Here is a 21,799-nt window from a genome sequence, read left to right as displayed (position 1 = left end):
GTTTGAATCAGTCAGTACAACCCCTGATAAAACATCTGCATCGAGTTAACGCGAAGCGTGAACTGGTCGAGCGTATGGGACAATTAGAGAATATTCACCAGCTACAGGCATGGCAATGTGAACGCTTGCTTGTGTCCCATCAAGATTTAGCTCAACAGCAGCCTTATCAGGATGCTATGGGATTTTTCGTTGATGAGTTGTATGGGCCTAAAGACTTCAGCCAACGGGATGCTGATATCGCCCGAGTTATCCCTAAATTAGCCAAAGTACTTCCTGATAAAGCAATGTTTGCGCTGGAAGACGCGTTGGCCCTGAATGCACTATCATTTGATTTAGACTTGGAAGTTACAGAAGCGCTAGCAGGCCAAGCCTTAGATAGAGACAGTTACGCTGTCGCCTACCGCAAAGTCGGACGAAAAGAAGACAGACAAAAACAATTAGACTTAATCTACGATTTAGGTATGCAATTAAATGACGTGATTAAAATTAAAGGTATTGGCATGTTAATAAAACTTGCGCGCCGCCCCGCTAAAGTTGCGGGTTTACTGACCCTGCATGAGTTTCTTGAGCGTGGATTTCAGTCCTTTAAGTTAATTGGTGATGTTCATGGCTTTGTTGATCCCGTAGTATCTCGGGAAAGAGAGCTAATGGAGAAGTTGCTCGCCCCTGAAACGACGCTACCAGAAAATAACCCCCTTCCTCATGTCTGAAATAGGTTTTTGGAAATACCCTTCTCCTTATATTGAGAAGTGGCAGATTGCGCAGGCTCATTTAGATCACTATCAGCACGTTAACAACGTAGCCTATTTATCTCAGTTGGAAAAAGTGGCGTGGGCTCATTCAAACTTTCTCGGCCTGCACTTTACCGATTACGCAGAATTAGATCGAGGTATGGTTATTCGTCGTCACGAACTAGATTACCTTGCACCCTGTTATCTAGATGACGAATTGGCGTGTGCAACTTGGATTGTCTCCTGTGAACGCGCGTTATCGCTAACCCGCGAGTTTCAATTTTACTGCCCTAGGCGCTCAAAAATGGTGTTTGCGGCGAAAACCCAGTTTATTTGTGTCAGCATGACGTCCGGCGCACCCAAGCGTATGCCGGAAAAGTTTCAGCGTATTTATGGCAATGCGTGCATAGCTGAGAAAGAAGCGAGCTGATGAAATTCATTTTAATACTGGCGTTAATCATCTCGGTCACCGCTAATGTCTGGTTATACCGTCAGTGGCAAGGTAATGCTATTTCTACGGCTGTAGCTCCCCCCTTTGTAAATTCAGGGCCGGGCCACACTCCCCTTGATGACGATTCATCTGCAAATACAACGCAGCTGAGTGTGAATACCAGTTCATTGGATGGGCTAGACGTTGAAGCGCTTCAAAGCTTATTGGCCGAGGGTAAATTAAGTGAACTCCGTTATAAATTACAACTTAAATTAAGAGAGCAACCCGATAATATAGAATTGTTATTACTCGAAGCCGAATTAATGATGAAAACGGAGCCACTGAACGAAGCTCTGCTTCACTATTATACGCTGCTGCGGCGACCACTGGACGATAAAATCAGAGAAAGAATTCAGCAGCGCGTGGTTCATCTTTTACGAGAAACGATTCATGAATTAGAACAAACACAAAGCTGGGAACTACTCGCCCAATTTTTAGAACCCTTATTCCAACAACTTCCTACGAATAAACAAATTGTACTCGCGTTGGCTGAAGCGTACGGCCAACAACAAAAATTTACGTTAATGGAGGACACGCTGGCAGCACTTTCCGCTCAAGATGCGCAGGCAACATCTTTACGACAACGGCTTCGAAAAACTGAAACACCCCAACCGGAAGAATTTCCGCAAATGGGTGATTTCAACCAAACCACTTATCAGTCAATTCCTTTGCAACGACTCGGCGACCACTATTTGGTTAATGTTGCGTTCGGTCCCATTACTACTAAGTTGATTATTGACACAGGTGCCAGCACCACTTCCGTTACTCGACAGGTTATGGACGCCATCGCCGAACAACAAGATACCATTCGAATTGGCATATTCAATATGCGAACTGCGGGGGGAGAGATTGATTCTGAAATGAATCAGGTATTTGGTGTGCTTGTGGGTGACTTTAGTTTTCCTGAACTGAATGTTATGACGCTACCGAACGGCTCGATGGCTCATGCTGATGGTTTATTGGGCATGAACGTTCTACGGCATTTTGAATTTCGAATTGATCAACAGCGCTCCTTATTATGGTTAAAACTAAACAACAGTCGTTCGTAACAAATATTTAATCCATCCGCACCAAACCTTCATCTTTTTGCTTCCGTATGAGTTGGCGTATCACATAATCAATTAGTGACAATAAAGGAGCTTTATTTATGGCAAAACTAGATGGTAAACGCGTTGCGATCCTGGCAACTGATGGCTTTGAACAAGTTGAGTTAACTCGCCCCATGCAAGCAGTTAAAGATGAAGGAGCTGAAGTCCATATCGTTTCTCTGGAAAGCGGCCAAATTCAAGGCTTTAATCACGCTGATAAAGCGGATACCTTCTCTGTAGATAAAACCATCGATGACGTCTCTGCTGACGATTACAATGGCTTAATTCTGCCGGGCGGCGTACACAACCCAGATGCACTACGAACCAACGACCAAGCCGTTAAGTTTGTGCGCGAATTCTTTGCCCAGCACAAGCCCGTGGCTGCTATCTGTCATGGTCCGTGGGTATTGGTAGAAGCAGACGTGGTGAGAGATCGCAAACTCACTTCTTTCCCCAGCATCAAAACTGATATTAAAAATGCTGGCGGTAACTGGGTAGACGAAGAGGTGGTGGTTGATCAAGGGTTGGTGACCAGCCGTGATCCCGATGACTTAGATGCTTTCTGTAAAAAGGTAATCGAAGAAATTCGTGAAGGTAAGCATGATAGACAGACTGTTTAGTTAGAATAGTTCAGGTGCAACGAGGGCTACGAAAGTTGCCCTCGAATTTTACGAACTAACAGTCTCTCTAGTTTCTGATTTGCATTTCTTCTATATGTTTAGTTCTTACGTTTACCCCTCTCGCTAGGTGAAGATAGTATGTATCCGCAATAAGGTGTAGTGAAACCGAGCGCACGTTTTCAACTGTTTATGTGCCGTTTAAGAAAGGTTTAGTCGGCCGTAATTAAACAGTTGGCGCGCCACTTAAAAGTTTAAAGTGCGAAGTCGAAGCCTGAAAGCGAAAAGCCAAAAAAAATAAAATCTCTCTCCCCTGCGCTACATTCATTTGAAATGCCAGAACACTCTTATCTCACCCTATATTGATTAGACTGATTCCTCTTTCTTCGGCTGTATTTACTCTATTAAAAGTAAATATTAGATGCTTTCAGGATGACCCAGCTGCCATGATGACAATATTAACGAGCGAGCGTTTATGGGTGAATTTGAACTCAATTGATCGGCTATGGTCTGCCAAAACATAACAAGTGTTTTTGCACCTCCATCAATACAAATTTCCATTAAACTAATGATTTTGCTATAAATGACAGATACATGACATAGGAATGTCGTAACAATGTCGCGCCTGAATGGGTAACTTTATTGTCCCACTTATCTACAAAAAGTAAAACCACAAATGAAAAATGAAGTGTTTGCAGAAAGGCTCATCTATCAAAGAAAATTGAAAGGTTACTCGCAAGAAAAACTCGCCGACATGACTAATGTTACGGTGCGTACAATACAGCGGGTAGAAAAAGGTGCAGTACAACCACAATTGCGCACAATAAAATTACTTGCCGCCGCGCTAGAGATAGAAATAGATGACTTATTACAACTTGATGACCCCCGGGAAGAGAATCTTCAGAAAAAGTGGTTGTTACTCATTCACGCGTCGCCATTTATTGGATTTGTGCTGCCGCTTCTAAATATATTCTTGCCATTATTTTTATGGATACACAAAAAAGACGACAATATTATTTACGATAATCATGGTCGAGCGGTCATTAATTTTCAAATAACCATGACGTTACTCTATATCGTAGCGTTTGGCGCATTAATATCTATACAGGGGTACGGATTCTATTTCTTTATTGCTGTTATTCCTTTTAGTATGTGCGTGATGCTGGCAAACGTGATTTCAGTATTGCGCTCACAAAAGTATTTTTATCCGCTATCAGTGCCATTTGTCGGTAAAAAACGCCACGTAGATGCTTCCGCTTTTGCCCCTATATTACTTCTTTCCGCATTTACAATATTCACCAGTCCAACCGTTGATGCCAACGAATTAGATGAAAGTAAACTGTCGTCACAGCTTAAAGAATTTGAAAACTTTTTGCTCGAATACCAAAAAGAACATTTTATTCCCGGCATCTCGGTAGCCATTAGCAAAAATGGTAAGATGGTTTACCAAAAAGCACAGGGTGTATCGCACATTTCAGGAGACGTCCCAGTCACCACAGAAACCCCGTTTTGGATCGCTTCGGTCAGCAAATTTTTCGTCGGCACCGCCTTCTTATCGCTGGTAGAAAATGGAGAGTTGAGTTTAGATGAGGCGATCAGTGACATGCCTAAATTTACGGAATATTGTCAGTGGCTAGCTGGTTCCGGCATTATTTTCGGTAAAAACCTTAACTGTAATCAAACATTTAAACTAAAGCATGCGCTAAATCATGTGGTAAACCAGAAAGTGGATACGGCTTTTTCCTACAATTCAATTTTTTATTCACGCTTATCGCGCTTTTTAGAGGCCAAACGAGGTAACTCTATTGATGCGGCTAAAGGACGACACAATGAGCTTGCCAAGGTTATCACCAGTAGGATTCTCGAGCCCGCTGAGATGAATAACTCTATTGCCGGATTATGGGATCACAACAGAACGGGTGTATATTTTAGCAGAGCCCGAGGGTACGGCATCAAAAACAAGCGGTATGTAATGCGTCCTGAACCTGAACGACATATGGCTGGCGGCGCGGGCGTAAGTACTACTGCGGGGGATATCGTCAAATTTGACTTAGCATTAAATGCTGGAAAGATTCTCTCGGATAAAACTAAAGCGTTAATCGAACAACCCTACGTGACAGCGCAGGGCACCAGTATACCTTACGCCTACGGCCGTTATATTCAATACGTAGAGGGTGAAAAAATAATCTGGCATTCAGGTTGGGATGAGGACGCAGGATTTACCGCTCTTTATCTTAAATTTCCAGAGCGAGATATGACGATAGTAGTGCTAGCGAACAATGAAGGACTTTGGTGGGGTAACCCGCTGGATAAAGCCGAGATTGAAAAGTCGCCCGTATTTAACGCAGCATCACATATTTTTAACGAAAATAGCTTATAACAATTAAGGTGAGCCAGGCCATAGCCCTGGCTCTTTAAGTTTTACTAAAGCTCTGCCGCCAGTCGCGTTCCCTGATCGATCGCTCTTTTAGCATCTAGTTCTAGCGCTTCGTGTGCACCACCGATAAGGTGATAAGGTTTTTTCAATCCCTCTGCCAGTGCTCGCAATGGCTCTTGGCCTGCACATATGATCACATTGTCTACCGGTAAGATCTGCATTTCGTCATCCACGCTAATATGCAAACCATCCTCATCAACCTTGCGATATTCGACGCCCGGTAGCATCTTAATGCCTTTCATCTGTAAGCCCACTCGATGGGCCCAGCCAGTCGTTTTGCCTAGGCCCGCACCTACTTTGGTGGTTTTACGTTGTAGCAAGTAGATTTCGCGGCTCGATGGTTCAGGCTGTGGCTGCATGCCTTCTACCCCAGCTCTGGCCTGCCAAGTCATATCAATTCCCCACTCTTTCATAAAGGTAGGAATATCTTGACTCGGAGTAGATTTCCCATGCGCTAAAAACTCAGCGGTATCGAAACCAATACCACCTGCACCTATGATGGCTACTGACTGTCCTACTGGCTTTTTCTCTTTGATAACCTCCAGATAGGTCAATACTTTTTCGTGTTCGATACCTTCAATGGTGGGTAAACGAGGCGAAATACCCGTGGCAAGAATCACTTCGTCAAAATCAGCTTGATTAAGTTGCTCGGCATCCAAGCGGGTCGAAAGTTTGAGCTCAACGCCGGTGACCTCAATTTGTTTAGCAAAGTAGCGTAAGGTTTCGTAAAACTCCTCTTTGCCCGGAATTTGTTTTGCAATATTAAATTGACCGCCGATTTTGTTCTCAGCGTCAAACAATGTAACCTGATGCCCTCGCTTTGCGGCAGTGGTCGCAGCGGCAAGCCCCGCCGGACCTGCGCCGACCACCGCTATCTTTTTAGCCTGTTGTGCAGGCTTAATCACTAACTCTAGTTCATGACACGCCCGTGGGTTAACCAAACATGACGTTAACTTTCCATTAAATACATGGTCGAGACACGCCTGATTGCATCCAATACAGGTATTTATTTCATCCGCGCGCTGATCCTGCGCTTTAATAACGAAGTCAGGATCAGCCAGAAAGGGACGCGCCATGGATACCATATCCGCATCGCCGCGGGCTAAAACCTCCTCAGCCACTTCAGGGGTATTGATACGGTTTGATGTGATTACCGGGATGGACAACGCTTCTTTGAATTTAGCGGTTACCCAGGTAAATGCAGCACGAGGTACCTTGGTGGCGATAGTTGGGATTCTTGCTTCATGCCAGCCGATACCAGTATTAATAATGGTCGCGCCCGCCTTTTCTATTTCCTTACCCAAGCGCACTACCTCATCATGGCTTGAACCACCTTCTACCAGATCTAGCATAGATAAGCGGTAGATGATGATGAAGTTCTCACCCGTGGCTTCGCGCACTCGACGTACCACTTCAATAGGCAAACGTATACGCTTTTCATATTCGCCACCCCATTCGTCATCACGATGATTCGTGCGTTTGGCAATAAATTGATTAAGAAAATAACCTTCTGAACCCATGATTTCTACGCCATCATAGCCAGCCCGTTGGGCTTGCTTTGCGGTATGGATAAAATCCTGAATTTGTTGTTCTATTTCTTCTTCACTTAGTGCCTTTGGCTTATATTTGTTGATAGGTGCTTGCACCGCGGAGGGAGCGACCAGTTTTTCTGTGTAGGCGTACCGGCCTGTATGCAATATTTGCATACAAATTTTGCCGCCTTCTGCATGGACAGCCGCAGTGACTTCTTTGTGATGTTCTACCGCTTTATCGCTATCTAAACGACGGGTCATGGGGTGGGTCGAGCCTTCTTCGTTAGGCCCTATACCGCCAGTGACAATTAGCCCAACGCCCCCACGCGCGCGCTCTGCATAAAACGCCGCCATGCGTTTATGGCCGCCAGGCATTTCCTCCAAGCCGGTATGCATAGATCCCATTAATACCCGGTTCTTAAGCAGCGTGAAACCTAAATCAAGGGGCTGAAAAAGGTGCGGGTAACGTGGATGAATTGAAGTAGGTGCTGTCATACTAATTCCTATATATCAATGGGGTTCATCCAGATATAAAATACAAATTAAAACTCAAACTGGACAGCGTCAAGATAAAGGGTTAAATTGACACTGTCAAGATTCATTGCAGGTTTAAATTCATGGCAAGTTCTTCGCAATATCACCACGGTGACCTTCACAGTACATTGATTGACGCGGCCAGTTCGCGGTTGGAGAAATTCGGCATTGATGGGTTGTCGTTGCGCAAACTGGCGGAAGATGTGGGAGTGAGTAGAACCGCCCCGTATCATCACTTTAAAGATAAAAATGCTTTGCTAAGCGCTATTGCTGCAAAAGGATTTGAACAATGGCACCAAATAGCAGTGGACATTTTTGATAACGATAGCATTCCGCCCGAACAACGATTAAAAGATTTTATTCATGCCTATATTGGGTTTGCTACTGAACATCCGCAAATTTATGAGCTGATGTTTGGCCAGACGTTGTGGGGCGAAGGAAAAGCATCGGCGGCTCTGCGGGATGTTGCTTATCCAAGTTTTCAATATCAAGTTAAGATGACAAAACTATTGCAGGAAAAAAAATTACTCCCCACAAATCAGCAGGCATTAAGGCTGGCACAAGTCACATGGGGTACGCTACACGGAATAGCGCGGCTTATCATTGATGGTATTTACGCGGATGCGTCGCATATTGAAGAAATGTGCGATTGCGCTGCTGCGTTATTTATGCAACAGAAAAACCTTAACTAGAAGTAGATCTATGCGAAAGCTGCCTGCTCTGCTTTGATCAGATCCACCGCTTTCTCAGCAATCATCACTGTAGGGGCGTTAGTATTACCGCCTACCAATGAAGGCATGACTGAAGCGTCGACCACCCGCAAACCTTCAACTCCGCAAACCTTCAATTCAGGAGTAACCACGGTCATTGGGTCATCTTTATGACCCATTTTGCAGGTGCCAATAGGATGATAGATGGTTTCCGCTTTCTCACGAATAAATGACAAAATTTCATCATCAGACTGCAGTGCGCTGCCTGGTAACCATTCTGTTCCTTTAAATTGGGCAAACGCCTCCGCCTGAAGAATTTTACGCGCCATGCGCACTGCTTCGATCATCACTTTTTGGTCATGATCGTCAGCCAGATAATTGGGGTCAATTAAAGGATGATCAGCAGGATGATTACTATGTAAACCGATATAGCCTCTACTTTTTGGATACAAGCAACATACATGCAAACCAAAACCGTAGCCATATACCGACCGACGTCCGTGGTCGTTCAAAATCGCCGGCAAAAAATGGAATTGAATATCGGGTCCCTGCTGCGCTAACGATGAACTGACAAAGCCCCCGGCTTCAGCAATGTTCGAAGAAAATAACCCTTTACGAGCAAAAAGATATTGGAATGTACCTTTGATATATCGAGGTAGCGCTGATGATGCCATGGCGTAACCTTCGTGCGCCTTACAGCGATATTGCACAATTGCATCTAAATGATCCTGCAAATTCTGCCCTACTCCAGGTAGGTCTACCGCAACATGGATGCCATGCTCCATCAAAGTTTCTTTCGGTCCAACGCCAGATAACATTAGCAAATGAGGGGAGTTTACTGCGCCACCGGATATGAGTACTTCTCGATGAGCCAGAATACGGCTCACACCGTTTTTTGTCCGAATTTGAACACCCGTAGCTCGACCATTTTTAATAATAATTCTATCTGCCATTACCTGGGTCAGAATGGTCAGGTTGATACGCTTCTGCGCTTCTTGCAAATACCCTTTGGCGGTCGAGCAGCGCTGCCCCTTTTTTTGGGTAACATGATAATACCCGAGTCCTTCACGTTCAGTGCGGTTAAAATCCTCTACGATAGGTAACGAAACAGCTTCAGCAGATTTTACAAAAGCATCAGATAACACACTGGTATGGCGTAGTTCTTCAACACTCAAAGGGCCGCCTACGCCATGAAACTCATCGCTACCCCCAAAGTAATTCTCTGCACGTTTGAAATAAGGCAATACAGAATTAAAATTCCAACCCGTTGCGCCCTCCTTTTCCCAGCGATCATAGTCCTGCATTTGACCGCGAATGTAGCACATCGCGTTAATGGAACTACTGCCACCTAAGGTCTTTCCTCGTGGCCAGAATAATTCTCGTTCGTTTAAGTGTTCTTGTGGCTCGGTATGATATCCCCATCCAATACCTTCGAAACGACTAAGCAAAGATAGACCAAAAGGTATATGAATGAGCGGGTTGGCATCTTTCCCCCCCGCTTCCAATAAGCATACCTTCATTGCTGGGTTTTCGGATAACCTGGCCGCCAGTACCGCTCCTGCTGACCCTCCACCCACGATGATGTAATCAAATTGCTCAACCGACTCTTGCATAGGTCTTCTCACTTACTAACTGCTCGTACCACTTTAGCAAATTTTCATCAATTCAAGGTAGCGAAAAGATGGATGAACAGGTATTTTGTGATAACAGAAGGCTGCACAAGCATTTTTAGTCATATGGTGCACAATGAAAACATTAAATTGGCAAGATAAGTTCAAGGTAATAGGGACAGCCTTGCTAATTAAGCTGGGCAAATTGCCTTATGATAAGTTCACCGAAGAAGAACTTAACGACTTTCTGCCCGAACAACTTCCAATTGAAGTACCAATGACTTTGCCCGCTGTGGACGCAAAAGTAGAACTACAAGAGGGCAGAATAAAACTAAAAGCTCAACCTGAAAGGATTACCTTACAGTTACTTGCAGCCATTCAGATAACTGCCGTGGCCTCGACGCTTTATCGCGCTCATATTATGATAACGATAAGCGCCAGACCGAACTATGACCCGAAAACCGCAATGCTCGGACTAGAGCAAATTCGCATCGACAGTATTAACCTTGTGAACGACGAATATGCGCTAATCATGGATGCGCATAATCTAATGAACAAGATTTTACCACTGATATTCCCTAAAGCCATGGGACGCATGATCAGCAATCCTATTCTCGGCGCTCTCAGAATGGTTACGGGTGGAACGAGCGACTTAGCTGGCAATTATTTCAACTTATATTTGGAGGGCAGCAAACAACGAATACTGGATTATCATCGTCCGGATATCGAGACAGCGCTTTTGAATAACTTATCAAACTACCCTACCCAATACACTATGCGCGAAGATCATTGGCGAGAATATGTCTTTAAACGGTGGGGAAAACGTGTTGCGGTAGACGAGGGAGAGATGAGGTTCTTTTTTTAAGGTTAAGCACGGTGGCATGTCGAACAGGTAGCTATAGTCGGGATCCGAACGTCAGCATTATTTACACTTTTTTCCATATAAACGTCTATGTGGCAAATAACCTAATACAACTGATTTTATAACCACTTTGTGAGGCCCTCTTCCGCCAATTAACATACTCAGTCATACGACGTCGTTGAAGCTATGCTACTAACAGCCTGCTCTAGCGCGAAGCTCTGTTACAACTTGCCTTCTGATTGGCGAGCTAAATTTTTAATAAATCCTCCCTCTAACAGTTATATTATGACGTATTCGCTCACGATGACTCAAAGCCCAGCCATTCATCGAACCGCGAGCCGCAGGCCGCCAGTAGCATGCTCTGCGAAGGATATTCAGTACTATCACGCGCACAAACAGTGGGGCACGGCTAATTATAGAATTGGTCGATATACACTGTTCATTCTCTTTACAACTTTATTTTCCGCTCCGAAATCACGATGACAAATATGCTCACTATCAACCAGTTAACAACTGGGCACTATATATGCACAAAAATGCAAGTTGCGTTTGTTGTAGGAGTTTGAAACCCAACTATACCTTAATCAGTTTAAGGAGGAACCTTACCTTGAAACGTTTAACTGCCTTATTGCTATCTATAGGCCTATGTTCAGTAGCATCAGCGGATGTCATTCGTGTTGCAGAGAGTGACTTTAATGCTGGAGCCGGCCTAATTACTTTTTCCGAGTATTCACTTGGCACGGTAAATCCATTCTATACACCAATAGATTATGGGGGCGCAGCAGGGGACCCTGATGTGTCTTTTGATGGTTGGTTTACCGGTCAAAGCCTAAGCACAGTGCCAGGTACGGATTGCCCCGGAAGTGCTCCCACGGCGTGCGTAGTAGGTACTCCGACAGGCCCGCTATCATTAGATGGTTCGTCACCTGATACCTTTATAACCACTGATGGTTCGAATCCAACTTCGCCAGTATTAAGTGGCACACCCCGTTTTAGTGGGCCTATCGCGATACTTTTCAGCACTGATCAATTTGGAGTCGGCTTCGACGGTGGCTTCTTTGATCTCGCTGGATCTACCGCCATTACCGCATTTGACCGAGCTGGTGGTCTTTTGGGATCTGTGTCCAACACGGGAACCGGTATTGAATTTCTTGGTCTGGTAACAGACGATGACACTGCTAGTATTGCTGGAGTATTTTTGGATCTAATTGGCTCAGAGCCTTTCGGGTTTGCAATCGACAATATCCGATTCGGTGGTGTAGGAGATATCGATATTGATGACGGTGATAACGGTGATTCCGACGTTCCCGAACCGGAAACGTTAATGTTAATGCTAATTAGTCTGCTAGCTGTCCGGGCTGTTCGTCGACGTTAAGTAATTTAAAAGTAACCATCTGCATTTCACATACGGAACAAATAAGCTATAAAAGGCATCCTCTAAAGTGATGCCTTTTTTTTTAACGCCTGGCCTGTATAACATGGCTATAAAGCGTTCGTCTTTTGAGACCCGCACGTGATAACCATTTTTCCTTAGCTCAAGATTTTTCAACTTTGATAAAACACGTCTGGGACGGCTGAGCGGTGCATATGTGAACGGAATTAGAATCGTTCGTTTGGGAAAGGGTTGGACTGGACCACGCTCCCACTGGGATTCTTGCCACACATGGTTTATGGTCGGGAATTACCCCTTGAGTAAACTAACCATATAAATCGAAACGAGATTACCTAAGTCGGTTAAAAGCCAGCAGGTTTAAAAATTTTCTATTCATCACTCACAATAGAAACGGGCGAATCATTACTATGCTCGCCAATATCTTCAATACTAAGCGTCGGATCATCCAGACTGGCTTCCAGCATGGAGAAAGCTTCTGCGAAATAATCTGCTAAAGGCTGTAGTGATTTGATGTTTTTGTTACAGCAAACCATTCCCACATTGGCTTTTCCTGCATAGGTCATCAATGTAATATTAACTCCGCCCCCCGGGGTCATGGTGGAAATGGGATAACACGCGAGCAACTTACTATCTTTTAGATATCGCACTTCTCGTGGGCCTGGGATATTAGACACCAATACATTAGCTATTGGTTTCACTACCGAGGACATTCGCAGCAATTCAAATACCAGCGCTATGGACTGGATAACAATAGTGTAGGCGCTAAAGGAGCCTGGATGAGCATTTTGCGCTGCGTATTTGACAATACGGTGGTTAATGATGATTTGGCGTAATCTTAGATACGGATCTTGCTCACCATGCGCCAATTGAACCGGTACAATAGCAATCTTATTACCAGAGGTTTTTTCACCTGGTTTTCTTAGATTGATCGGTATATTTGTGAACAGTGCTTTTTTAAATACATGGCCATTGTCTTGCAACAAACGATGCACGCCGATATCGAACGCGCATAACAGCACCTCGTTAGCTGATGAGCGTGTTCTTTTCGCCACCGCCTTAACCCGCTCAAAATCCAAATCCATGGTTGCTACGGCCCTTCCCGCTTTAACTTGACCCGTTAAAAGCGTATTTGTACCTGTAAAGGGTATAGGCATGTAGTGACTATTGATACGAATAATCTTTAGAAATAACCGCACAAAGATGACGATGAGATCTATGGTAATGTGTAAAAAGTTCTTAATACTTGCTAACACCCGTCGCCAAAGTTTAGCCTTCGGTCTACGCTTTCTCATACGTTTCACGGCCCATACAGGCAGGAAGCTTTCGTTTTGCGCCTCAGGAAGATAACCGCCCTGAAACCAGCGTACTAACGTCGCCCCATCCCCATACAAATGATGAACCCTTGCATAAATAGCGAACAGGTTACTTTTACCATCGTAGATAAAATGGTACTGCCAAAGAGGTTTGTCAGAATCGAGTCGCGATTCGTGAATACGTGCAACAAAATTATCTAACGCGACTTTATCGTCAATTGAATTTACCTGGTGCAATTGCACATGGTAATCCATTTGCAGTGACTTAACTGGCTGTAAGCCTATAGGGTATCCTAAAACGGTCTTCACCCTGCAATTGAAAGGTGGGCATGCACGGGAAAATGCTTTCACCTCCCCGTAGAGCTGCGTAAGATAATTTTTTCCATCAACCCCTTCAGGCATTGCTAACAGCTGAAGACAACCAACATGTTTGGGATTGGCATCAGATTCGGTTAACCAAAACGATTTGTCCAAAAATGAAAGCGACTTTCCCATTCGGGAGCCTCCTACCTTAAGTCTGGAAGATTAGAGTTAATGTTACTCACACTGTGTGATTGAATCGCGTCAAGAATTTGTTTTATTGCGGCTTCTTTTAATTTTAGACGTGGCAACAGGTTAACCATTATTAAAGAGAGCACGTGATACAGTTTTGTCTCTGTACTTTGTTGCTTTAATGAAGCGCGACGTTGACCTACCTGTGTCATTAATAGCATTAGCGATTCAACCATCAAAGGGCGTTCGTAACCTGTAAGCATTATCTCAGCCCTGCTTTGCAGCTTTTTGAAAATCGCATCGAGCTGATTTTCCAGTGCTTTTAATAATTGTTGTTGAGGGGATTGAATTGAAGGATATTTTTCAACAATATCCGCCGGACTGCGGTAAAGAAAGCGAAATAAACTCAGCTTCTCGACCAGAATATAGAAATAATAGAACAAATCTTCTGCGTGGAGGTCTTCTACTAGAGAGCGATTAAGCGAACCGAGAAGCTGTTTTTTGTGCAACGCCATTAGTGCATCAATAATGACTTCTTTGCCCTTATAGTGATAGTAAAGATTCCCGGGGCTGATATCGAGTTCCAGCGCTATATCGACGCTGGTTACCGCATTTTCGCCGTGCTCGTTAAACAGCTCTAAAGCCGTTAGCAATATTCGTTCTGCCGTTTTCATTTACATAAACACCAGATATAGCTGCGCAAACCCTGCCATCATGCCCAATAGAGCCCCCACTACAATAAGTTTCCATTCGTCTTGTTGATAGGCGGGACGTAAAACCCCTTCAAATTCAGCGGCAGAAAGCGCCTGCATACGTTGGCTCAAATCTTCCCCTATACGCATCGCACCATTTGCATAATCAGAGGCATAAAGTAGATATTTTTCAGAATTATCAAATATTAAGCGAACTGCCAACGCTTTCATTTTATAGAAATTCTCCGACCCAACCCCTAATGCAAAATAAGGTTGTGCGACCGCTATATAACGTTCTATGGCGTCATTCACGTGTAATTCAATCAACTCAAGAAGCTGCGCGGAACCCGACCCACGCAAAATAATTTGAGTGATATTGTGAGGCGTAATTAATTTGCGCTCAATAATATCTGAATAAACAATGGACACTTCACGTTGGCGTTTTAAAAACATGCCTTGAATGGTCAAAGGGCCTATTTTTACAGGTTTTTTCGGCTCAAAAATGATTTTGATGGCAATCCAATTCGTTAGATAACCCACCAATAAGCCACCTAACGGCAATATCCACCAAGCCTGATAAAAATGCCACAAAAACATAGTGGGCAATCCGAACAAAAATCCGAAATAAAAGCCCGACTTGACTATAAAAGGAAATTCACGCGCGCCTGCGGTTAAAAATATTTCATTAATTAACTCAGGGTTGCTTACCAGTTGCTGAACGACTAATTCTTTAATGTCCAATATTTCCCTGACATTATGTTGGAAGTCTTCCACCATTTTACAGACCACATGGGGCAAATCATTTTCGATTCGTTTGTAGACTAAGTTCTTGCCTTGTACCGGTAGTGATGCCCACAGTTGGGGTGCAGACTCTTGCATTACGTCGTTAATTACTCGCCTGACAACTTGATTCAACCGTCGCTCGATGGCGTGCGTCAGGGCTTCAGGTTCAATTCGATGCGCTAGCTCTTCTACGCTAAGAAGCTTGCCTAACACAAGCTCCACTTCAATTTCTGCCATCTCCCGCCGTTTGGCAGGGATCAACCCTTGCCAGCCAAAGACAGGTTTAATACCGACAAATTCAATCGGATAAAACATCATTTTTACTGCAAGATAGTTTGTCCCCCAGCCGACAATAGCGCTAATCAGCGGGATAGATAACAGGCTCAGTGTTTCAACATTCCATTCCATTTATAGCGAGGTCACTTAAAGGTAATTGCATGATAAATATTTTATAAGTTCATCCTGAAGGCTACTGGCTGCGTAAGCAATAATCAATCTTTAATGTTACCAAGAACATGAATTCAGGCGATTTGATTAGAAATGTTAGAATTAGATAGTGGTTTCTAAAAGGTTTACCTACACTTAGCGATCGCCCAGCATCCCCGCTAAGCATCAGGAGGATTTTATGGCATTATTTGACCGTCGCCTGGCCAGCATCGCAGCGGCTATTGAAAATGCACAATCATATACAGAGTACGAAGAGGCATGTCGTGCTCATGACGCGCTTTCTGGTGCAGATGAATGGAAAGCGAAGGACCCGTGTCGCGAATACGACTATCGACTGATCCGCAAACGGGTTCAACGAATGCAATTGGCTCGCGGTAAAGGCGACAACGTTGCCCTGATGTCAATTTTGCATGAAGGCTTACATGGCAATTTAGGCAACATTGCGAATCCGGCGCTGTATGGCCGCTGTAAAATTGGCACTAAAACCCTTATCGAAACATTCTTACATGAAGTCGTCACGGCGTTAGACAGTATCTTTGATGCTGATGAAGAGGAAATAGACTTTTACTATAAGCTCTCGTTTTTTGAAGAAACCGCGCACGCGTTTGGCCGCAGTTGCTTGATGTTGTCCGGCGGAGCGGGATTAGGATTCTTCCATGCTGGCGTTGTAAAATCCCTTAATGAACGAAATTTATTACCTACCGTAATATCGGGTGCAAGTGCTGGCTCTATTATTGCTGGGATGATTGGCACCCGAAGCCATGACGAGCTACTTGAAGCATTGAGTGCAGAATACATACACGAGCACTTTCAAAAGTGGCGTCACTGGGCCGGATTTGGTGAAAAAAGTCTTCTCGATAGTCGCGCGCTGGAAAATGCATTAATTACCCTTTTTGATGTAATGACATTTGAGGAAGCATTGAAGAAAACCGGGCGCCACATTACAGTATCGGTTTCTCCTTCCGATTTACACCAGCACTCACGTTTACTCAACGCCAAGACTTCACCTAATGCACTAATTACCCAAGCAATTCGCGCATCGTGTGCAGTTCCCGTTCTATTTAGTCCGGTACAACTACGAGCCAAAACAACGAAAGGCGATATCGTACCCTACATTCCGAACAGACGCTTTGCAGATGGCTCCCTGATGGCGGACTTACCTTATGAGCGGCTTTCTCGTTTATATGGTGTTAATCACAGTATTGTGAGCCAGACTAATCCACTGGCCGTACCTTTCTTATCGTCTAATCGCACCCATGCAAGTTCTGTTTTTGATCTTGCATGGCGCCACATAGGCCAATTAGCAAAAGATAACAGTATTTTCGCGTTCGATGTTATGGAACGTTTCGTGGACCATAAGGGGGCGAAATTAGCTATTCACAAAGTTCGCTCAATCATCGATCAGCAGTACGTCGGTAATATTAATATTTTACCCGAAAAGCAAATTCGTAATATTGCGCAAGTGCTTGCTAATCCAAGTTTGAAGAGTATCAAACAACTTATTGACAGTGGCGAACGCGCTACTTGGTCACAACTGGATGTTATTGCCCGCAATACTAAAATCAGTGAAACGCTTCGATATTATCTAACGTTGTTGAAACGCCGTGAGGCTGAATTATTAGGTCATTGACAAACAGCATTGGCTGACTACTTTTATTGAATAATCGAGACCTAAAGCTAGTAACATAAGCAATAGCGTAAAGTGAATGAGCTAGAGTAGTACGTTGAGGAATAAAAATTACGGTGAGTAAAAAAAATACGGTGAGTAAAAAAGTAGAGAGTCCGGATAACATATACACTCAGCAGGTTAAGAATCTCGTTGACCTTGTTTATCCCCAGGATGCGGGCTTAGGCTCTGTTTATGAGGATGCCCGTCATTTCTTCTCGGTCACCCCTTCGTTAGAAGATCATGCTCACGATCTCAAAATGCAAATCAACAGTCTTCGTCAAACTCAAAAGGCCCCCGAGAAAGTCGAACAGTTGAAGCAAAAGTTAAAGAAAGCGCAATTAAAACTTGAGGAAGAACGGTTAAACCGAGTTAGCCGAGTGCATGATGTCGCGTACAAACTACTGAACTTATGTGAGGGAGATAGTTACGAAGAAACACAACTATTAAGCGCTAAATTTCTGGGGACCATCATGCTGCAAACCCGGGGTAAAGTTACAGGATTTCAACGTCTTCACCAACGTTTAAAGCCGCTTTACAAAGCCGTACTCACGCTTCGTTTAACAGATAAAATGTTTCAGGAGCAAACGGTAAAAAACCCCTATTTACTCAAGCACAAAGATGCATTAAGTCGATTCGATGGTAATCGCGAGGTGCTTGAAAAATGGCGAGCTGGATTGGCCGTTCCCCTTATTTGTGCTTCTATCCTTCAAGATATTGGCCTACAGAGTATAGAGGCGTTGGTATTGTTGCGGGGAGAAGATAAAGAGCTAGACGAATTCAGAGTACTCGAAGCTGAAAAACGCAAAGCACTTTTGAAATACAACTATCAGTATACTATGGATTATCTTAAGAAAGGGCTGGGTATTCCTAAATACATTGGCAATGATAAAGATGAGCGAGATGAATTTGTTACATTTCATAAAGCAGCCAGTCAATTCGTTCAAGTCATCGCAAAAGATGCTTTCGTAAGTAAATCAGGGTTAGGTGAATTACTTAAAATTCCACAGATATACACCTCTATTGTTTTATCGACCAAGCCCGACTATTCTCGCAAAGAACTTCCTAAAGGCTATCTACTGATAGAGCAATTAGCTAGAAAAGGTGTGCTTAACGAAAAATTAGCTGAGGCGTTTATCAAAATTGTAGGTTACTTCCCGCAGGGTTTTGGTATTACCTTTATACCCGTTAACGAGCGAGGAGAAGAAAAAAATCAATATGAATGCGCGATTGTAAATCGGCTTAATCCGAAGCATCCTGCTGAACCTAAGTGCCGCGTCGCCACACGGAATTTAACCTACATTGCTTCAGGAAGTGATGAAGTGGTCACTCGTGCTAGAAATCTGTTTTTTGCCGCTAATCAAAAAAAGTTGATGCGCATTGGTAAGGACAGATTAATTGAAATAATGAGCCAGTTATCGAAGGATTTTGATCCCGAAGATGTAGACCAATTAGTTCCCCCTTTTTGGGAGCCTAACGATTTCTTTTCGTTTAAAAAGAATCAGAATATGTGGAACAAGGGCTAGGTAAACACCTTTTTCTCGTGCTGAGTGAAAAACATCTATTATTAGAACGGGTTCAATAGCCACACTGTCATTCCCGCCCTGAGCAGGAATCTTCGTAATCCACACTGTCATTCCTGCCTTGAGCAGGAATCTTCGTAATCCACACCGTCATTCCAGCCTTGAGCAGGAATCTTCGTAATCCACACTGTCATTCCCGCCCTGAGCAGGAATCTTCGTAATTCACACCGTCATTCCTGCTGCGGGCAGGAATCTTCGTAATCCACACTGTCATTCCTGCCTTGAGCAGGAATTTTCGTAATGCCACGGCGATGCCTTAGATTCGCTTTTATTCTATTCACGAAGACAAGCTGGAAGATTTCCGTATTCGTGAAGATGAAGGGAATCGCTAATCGGCGGATTCAATAGAAGAGCCGGTTAGTATAAATAAAACGAGGGTCTTAGAAGAATTTACGTGCTACATACTAGAAAGCCAGCGAATTAGCTTATTGCTGGCTTATTGCTATGCTATTTTTTTGTCGCTGGTTTTGATGTACTGCCTCGATTACCAGGCGTTGGTTTACGTCTACTCGCAACAGTTTTTTGCTTCGTTGTAGCTGTTTCTTTCTTAGTAGCAGTCTCGATCTGCTTTTCTTCGCCAGCGTTTTTTTGCTTAGCTTCAACGGCTTCTTTTTCAGATTTTTGTACAGGCACTGCTTTTGCTGTATTTTGCTTTTCTTTTTTTACTTCCGCTTTCGCCTTCGCTTCTTCAGCAGCTTTAGCTTTGGCGGTGGCTTGCTTAGCTGCCAACAACGCTACATTTTCTACCAATACATCAACTTTAGCAGACAATACGTCTAGTTGTGCTTCACGCACACGTTTTTGAGTGCGGCCTGGTGTTATCGCTGTTACAAAAGGGTTATGAACAACCACATCTTGCAATGCACTTAGCATCGACTGCGGGTTCAACGTGGCACGCATTTTTGCCTCAATATCTTCACCTTTATGTTGAAGTTCGTCGAACATTTGATGCGATTCGTCAATTTTGTGGTTTACTTTGGCCGTTACCTTTGACAACTGCGCAGCTAGTAAGTCTGCACCCGCCTCAAACCAGCCAAGGATAGGGGATGGACGTTGTTCTGAATTTCTCATACATGCTCCGAAGCTAGGGTGAATAAAATACGTAAAAAGCCCCGACGTGGCCGGGGCTGTAAAATTATTTATTCGCTGCAAGTTTAGCTACAGCTTCTGTCAGCGCATCAATCTTGGCAGATAATTCTTCAATTCTTTGGTCTGATTGTTCAACGTCCAGGCCTAGTTTTTTTCTTACTTCACTTACACGAGACTCAACGTCGTTAGTAGTCGCCTTGAACTTGCTACGCGCATCATCTTCAAGTGTTTCACCTTTCTCTACCAGATCATCGAACATCTTGCTAGCTTCTTCGCTAAGCTTCTCATAACGACCTTGTGCTTGTTCAACACTCTTACCGTATGCGCCTAAACCCGCCAACCAGATCTTACGAGCGAAGTCTTCAGCTTCGTTGAATTTACCTTTAATAGTGTCAGTCTTAACCATGGAAATTTCCTCATTCATTAACCAAGTTGACTAAAGAATAACCATTACAATTAGAAACCGCATACTAAAAACAAAAATAGTTTACCTTTTTTTATTGCTGGGAATGCAGGCCAAGCATGTTGCCTTCAGTGTCTTTAAATAACGCAATAAACCCATATTCACCAATAGACATCTTGGAACGTAGCACTTCTCCACCCGCGCCATCTACCCGGCTTTCTTCCACAGCACAATCTTCACAAGAAAAATAAACGAGAATGCTATTGTTCCCCGCTGGATACTCGGGCATTTTGACTAATGCTCCTCCAGCGCCGTAGTTTTCCATCTTTGAAGGGAATGATTGCATTATGAGCCCTTCCTCGGAAGGAACTGAAATTTGTTCAAACTCAATATCAAACACGCGCTGATAAAAGGCTTTTGCTCGCTCCATGTCATCAACATATATTTCGAACCAACCTACTGGATTACCTTGCATGCACTTTTCCTAAATTTTTCTTAGTTAAGTATCAAGATATAGCACATGTTTTTTCATACCACATATAAGAAAAAAGTGCTTTTCAGCACTTTTTTTAAATCAGTCGACCAGGTCTTTTGGCATCTGTTCTCGCACATCTTGCCACACCTTGCCACTTTCAATGCCGTAGTTTCGTACGACGATCGGCACTGCATCGTGGTCGCCTTTTTCAGCTACTGCAAGCAATTCAGAATAATACTTACGCGCCACGTCCCGTGCACTTTGATGAGAAAAGAAATAGCCACCTATGCGAGAATATAATCCTCTGAAACCATTCATCATCAGAACAAAAACGTTGTTGTTAGACGCCAATGCAAGATCGTGGTTTATTTGATAGTCTAGTTGTGCAAACGCTAAACCATCTTCTTCACAATCTTTATATTGGGAAATAATTTCTACCGATTTTTCGGCATTATGTCGAATAGCACCGCGAATAAAAACGGCACTTAGGTTGGTACGAGCAGCCAACAGATTATCTACTAATTCTGGAATACCCTCTTGATCTAATCGAGCGAGGGTTTCAAGAATGTTAAGCCCGCAGGTTTCCCAGAAGTTATTTACTTTCGTGGGCTTACCATGCTGAATAGTTAACCAGCCATCACGAGCTAAGCGCTGCAATACTTCGCGCAGTGTGGTGCGAGTAACGCCAATTAATTCTGATAGCTCTCTCTCAGCAGGAAGTATTGTCCCCGGTGGGAAACGCCCGCTCCAGATTGATTCGACGATGTATTCTTCAGCAAATCCTGCTGGGCTTTGAGCTTTGTAAATCATAACGGTCTCATATGCACATTTTTTGTTTTTGTAAAACTGATT

19 protein-coding genes are annotated in these 21,799 nt (G+C 43.7%); 10 read left to right on the top strand and 9 right to left on the bottom strand.

Going from position 1 to position 21,799, the window contains the following annotated elements; all coding sequences use genetic code 11:
* The first annotated feature begins 2 nt into the window (after positions 1–2).
* The 5 genes from OPS28_RS12210 (at position 3) to OPS28_RS12190 (ending at position 5,306) form a co-directional block, all read left to right on the top strand.
* Positions 3–710 carry an FFLEELY motif protein gene (locus OPS28_RS12210; RefSeq protein WP_265609745.1) on the top strand — a complete coding sequence of 236 codons (708 nt, stop codon included), beginning with the start codon at positions 3–5 and terminating at the stop codon, positions 708–710.
* On the top strand, positions 703–1,161 hold the full coding sequence (locus tag OPS28_RS12205; protein ID WP_265609744.1) for an acyl-CoA thioesterase: 459 nt from the start codon (positions 703–705) through the stop codon (positions 1,159–1,161). Before OPS28_RS12210 ends, OPS28_RS12205 begins: the two co-directional genes overlap by 8 nt.
* Entirely contained in the window at positions 1,161–2,270 is a 1,110-nt protein-coding gene (locus OPS28_RS12200; protein ID WP_265609743.1) for a retropepsin-like aspartic protease family protein, read from the top strand. The genes OPS28_RS12205 and OPS28_RS12200 overlap by 1 nt, the downstream gene beginning before the upstream one ends.
* A gap of 98 nt (positions 2,271–2,368) precedes the next feature.
* Positions 2,369–2,929, top strand: a complete 561-nt coding sequence (locus OPS28_RS12195) for a type 1 glutamine amidotransferase domain-containing protein (protein ID WP_265609742.1) — start codon at positions 2,369–2,371, stop codon at positions 2,927–2,929.
* A 673-nt stretch (positions 2,930–3,602) separates the two neighbouring features.
* On the top strand, positions 3,603–5,306 hold the full coding sequence (locus OPS28_RS12190; protein ID WP_265609741.1) for a serine hydrolase: 1,704 nt from the start codon (positions 3,603–3,605) through the stop codon (positions 5,304–5,306).
* Between the two features lie 44 nt (positions 5,307–5,350).
* On the opposite strand, the gene OPS28_RS12185 is transcribed toward OPS28_RS12190, so the two are convergent.
* Positions 5,351–7,390, bottom strand: a complete 2,040-nt coding sequence (locus OPS28_RS12185) for an NADPH-dependent 2,4-dienoyl-CoA reductase (protein ID WP_265609740.1) — start codon at positions 7,388–7,390, stop codon at positions 5,351–5,353.
* A gap of 122 nt (positions 7,391–7,512) precedes the next feature.
* Between OPS28_RS12185 and OPS28_RS12180 the strand changes: the two genes are divergently transcribed.
* On the top strand, positions 7,513–8,121 hold the full coding sequence (locus OPS28_RS12180; RefSeq protein WP_265609739.1) for a TetR/AcrR family transcriptional regulator: 609 nt from the start codon (positions 7,513–7,515) through the stop codon (positions 8,119–8,121).
* Between the two features lie 8 nt (positions 8,122–8,129).
* Here the strand turns inward: OPS28_RS12180 and OPS28_RS12175 are convergent, their stop codons facing one another.
* On the bottom strand, positions 8,130–9,752 hold the full coding sequence (locus OPS28_RS12175; RefSeq protein WP_265609738.1) for a GMC family oxidoreductase: 1,623 nt from the start codon (positions 9,750–9,752) through the stop codon (positions 8,130–8,132).
* A 133-nt stretch (positions 9,753–9,885) separates the two neighbouring features.
* Between OPS28_RS12175 and OPS28_RS12170 the strand changes: the two genes are divergently transcribed.
* Both OPS28_RS12170 and OPS28_RS12165 read left to right on the top strand, forming a co-directional pair.
* Positions 9,886–10,614, top strand: coding sequence for a DUF1439 domain-containing protein (locus OPS28_RS12170; protein WP_265609737.1), 729 nt, complete (start codon positions 9,886–9,888; stop codon positions 10,612–10,614).
* Positions 10,615–11,218: 604 nt separating this feature from the next.
* A complete protein-coding gene (locus OPS28_RS12165; protein WP_265609736.1) occupies positions 11,219–11,986 on the top strand; it encodes a PEP-CTERM sorting domain-containing protein in 768 nt (255 codons plus the stop codon).
* Positions 11,987–12,372: 386 nt separating this feature from the next.
* Here OPS28_RS12165 and OPS28_RS12160 read toward each other — a convergent pair whose 3' ends face one another.
* From OPS28_RS12160 to OPS28_RS12150, 3 genes are read right to left on the bottom strand one after another with little or no spacing between them, the layout of a single operon-like run.
* Positions 12,373–13,812, bottom strand: a complete 1,440-nt coding sequence (locus OPS28_RS12160) for a wax ester/triacylglycerol synthase domain-containing protein (RefSeq protein ID WP_265609735.1) — start codon at positions 13,810–13,812, stop codon at positions 12,373–12,375.
* Between the two features lie 11 nt (positions 13,813–13,823).
* A complete protein-coding gene (locus OPS28_RS12155; RefSeq protein WP_265609734.1) occupies positions 13,824–14,483 on the bottom strand; it encodes a TetR/AcrR family transcriptional regulator in 660 nt (219 codons plus the stop codon).
* Positions 14,484–15,692 carry a DUF445 domain-containing protein gene (locus OPS28_RS12150; RefSeq protein ID WP_265609733.1) on the bottom strand — a complete coding sequence of 403 codons (1,209 nt, stop codon included), beginning with the start codon at positions 15,690–15,692 and terminating at the stop codon, positions 14,484–14,486.
* Between the two features lie 217 nt (positions 15,693–15,909).
* On the opposite strand from OPS28_RS12150, the gene OPS28_RS12145 reads away from it, so the two are divergent.
* A complete protein-coding gene (locus OPS28_RS12145) occupies positions 15,910–17,361 on the top strand; it encodes a DUF3336 domain-containing protein (protein WP_265609732.1) in 1,452 nt (483 codons plus the stop codon).
* Positions 17,362–17,474: 113 nt separating this feature from the next.
* Positions 17,475–18,923 carry a hypothetical protein gene (locus OPS28_RS12140; RefSeq protein ID WP_332017853.1) on the top strand — a complete coding sequence of 483 codons (1,449 nt, stop codon included), beginning with the start codon at positions 17,475–17,477 and terminating at the stop codon, positions 18,921–18,923.
* A 504-nt stretch (positions 18,924–19,427) separates the two neighbouring features.
* Here OPS28_RS12140 and OPS28_RS12135 read toward each other — a convergent pair.
* The 4 genes from OPS28_RS12135 to fadR form a co-directional block, all read right to left on the bottom strand.
* The gene (locus tag OPS28_RS12135) at positions 19,428–20,051 is read right to left on the bottom strand and encodes a hypothetical protein (RefSeq protein WP_265609731.1); all 624 of its coding nucleotides are present in this window, start codon (positions 20,049–20,051) and stop codon (positions 19,428–19,430) included.
* A gap of 64 nt (positions 20,052–20,115) precedes the next feature.
* Positions 20,116–20,475 carry a phasin-related domain-containing protein gene (locus tag OPS28_RS12130; protein WP_265609730.1) on the bottom strand — a complete coding sequence of 120 codons (360 nt, stop codon included), beginning with the start codon at positions 20,473–20,475 and terminating at the stop codon, positions 20,116–20,118.
* A gap of 91 nt (positions 20,476–20,566) precedes the next feature.
* Positions 20,567–20,947, bottom strand: a complete 381-nt coding sequence (locus tag OPS28_RS12125) for a VOC family protein (protein ID WP_265609729.1) — start codon at positions 20,945–20,947, stop codon at positions 20,567–20,569.
* A 99-nt stretch (positions 20,948–21,046) separates the two neighbouring features.
* Positions 21,047–21,757 carry a fatty acid metabolism transcriptional regulator FadR gene (gene fadR / locus OPS28_RS12120; protein WP_265609728.1) on the bottom strand — a complete coding sequence of 237 codons (711 nt, stop codon included), beginning with the start codon at positions 21,755–21,757 and terminating at the stop codon, positions 21,047–21,049.
* Positions 21,758–21,799: the final 42 nt, after the last annotated feature.

Origin of the sequence: Alteromonas sp. ASW11-130 (assembly GCF_026183735.1) — a bacterium.
In the GTDB taxonomy this organism is placed as follows: domain Bacteria; phylum Pseudomonadota; class Gammaproteobacteria; order Enterobacterales; family Alteromonadaceae; genus Alteromonas.
The sequence above is the reverse complement of the archived record's forward strand: the minus strand, read 5'-3'. Positions and strand labels throughout refer to the sequence as shown.

Bases quoted from the DNA above. Each gene is read 5' to 3' on its own strand.
- OPS28_RS12205 (WP_265609744.1), top strand. From the start codon at position 703: ATGTCTGAAATAGGTTTTTGGAAATACCCTTCTCCTTATATTGAGAAG.
- OPS28_RS12200 (WP_265609743.1), top strand. From the start codon at position 1,161: ATGAAATTCATTTTAATACTGGCGTTAATCATCTCGGTCACCGCTAAT.
- OPS28_RS12195 (WP_265609742.1), top strand. From the start codon at position 2,369: ATGGCAAAACTAGATGGTAAACGCGTTGCGATCCTGGCAACTGATGGC.
- OPS28_RS12190 (WP_265609741.1), top strand. From the start codon at position 3,603: ATGAAAAATGAAGTGTTTGCAGAAAGGCTCATCTATCAAAGAAAATTG.
- OPS28_RS12185 (WP_265609740.1), bottom strand. From the start codon at position 7,390: ATGACAGCACCTACTTCAATTCATCCACGTTACCCGCACCTTTTTCAG.
- OPS28_RS12180 (WP_265609739.1), top strand. From the start codon at position 7,513: ATGGCAAGTTCTTCGCAATATCACCACGGTGACCTTCACAGTACATTG.
- OPS28_RS12175 (WP_265609738.1), bottom strand. From the start codon at position 9,752: ATGCAAGAGTCGGTTGAGCAATTTGATTACATCATCGTGGGTGGAGGG.
- OPS28_RS12170 (WP_265609737.1), top strand. From the start codon at position 9,886: ATGAAAACATTAAATTGGCAAGATAAGTTCAAGGTAATAGGGACAGCC.
- OPS28_RS12160 (WP_265609735.1), bottom strand. From the start codon at position 13,812: ATGGGAAAGTCGCTTTCATTTTTGGACAAATCGTTTTGGTTAACCGAA.
- OPS28_RS12155 (WP_265609734.1), bottom strand. From the start codon at position 14,483: ATGAAAACGGCAGAACGAATATTGCTAACGGCTTTAGAGCTGTTTAAC.
- OPS28_RS12150 (WP_265609733.1), bottom strand. From the start codon at position 15,692: ATGGAATGGAATGTTGAAACACTGAGCCTGTTATCTATCCCGCTGATT.
- OPS28_RS12145 (WP_265609732.1), top strand. From the start codon at position 15,910: ATGGCATTATTTGACCGTCGCCTGGCCAGCATCGCAGCGGCTATTGAA.
- OPS28_RS12135 (WP_265609731.1), bottom strand. From the start codon at position 20,051: ATGAGAAATTCAGAACAACGTCCATCCCCTATCCTTGGCTGGTTTGAG.
- OPS28_RS12130 (WP_265609730.1), bottom strand. From the start codon at position 20,475: ATGGTTAAGACTGACACTATTAAAGGTAAATTCAACGAAGCTGAAGAC.
- OPS28_RS12125 (WP_265609729.1), bottom strand. From the start codon at position 20,947: ATGCAAGGTAATCCAGTAGGTTGGTTCGAAATATATGTTGATGACATG.
- fadR (WP_265609728.1), bottom strand. From the start codon at position 21,757: ATGATTTACAAAGCTCAAAGCCCAGCAGGATTTGCTGAAGAATACATC.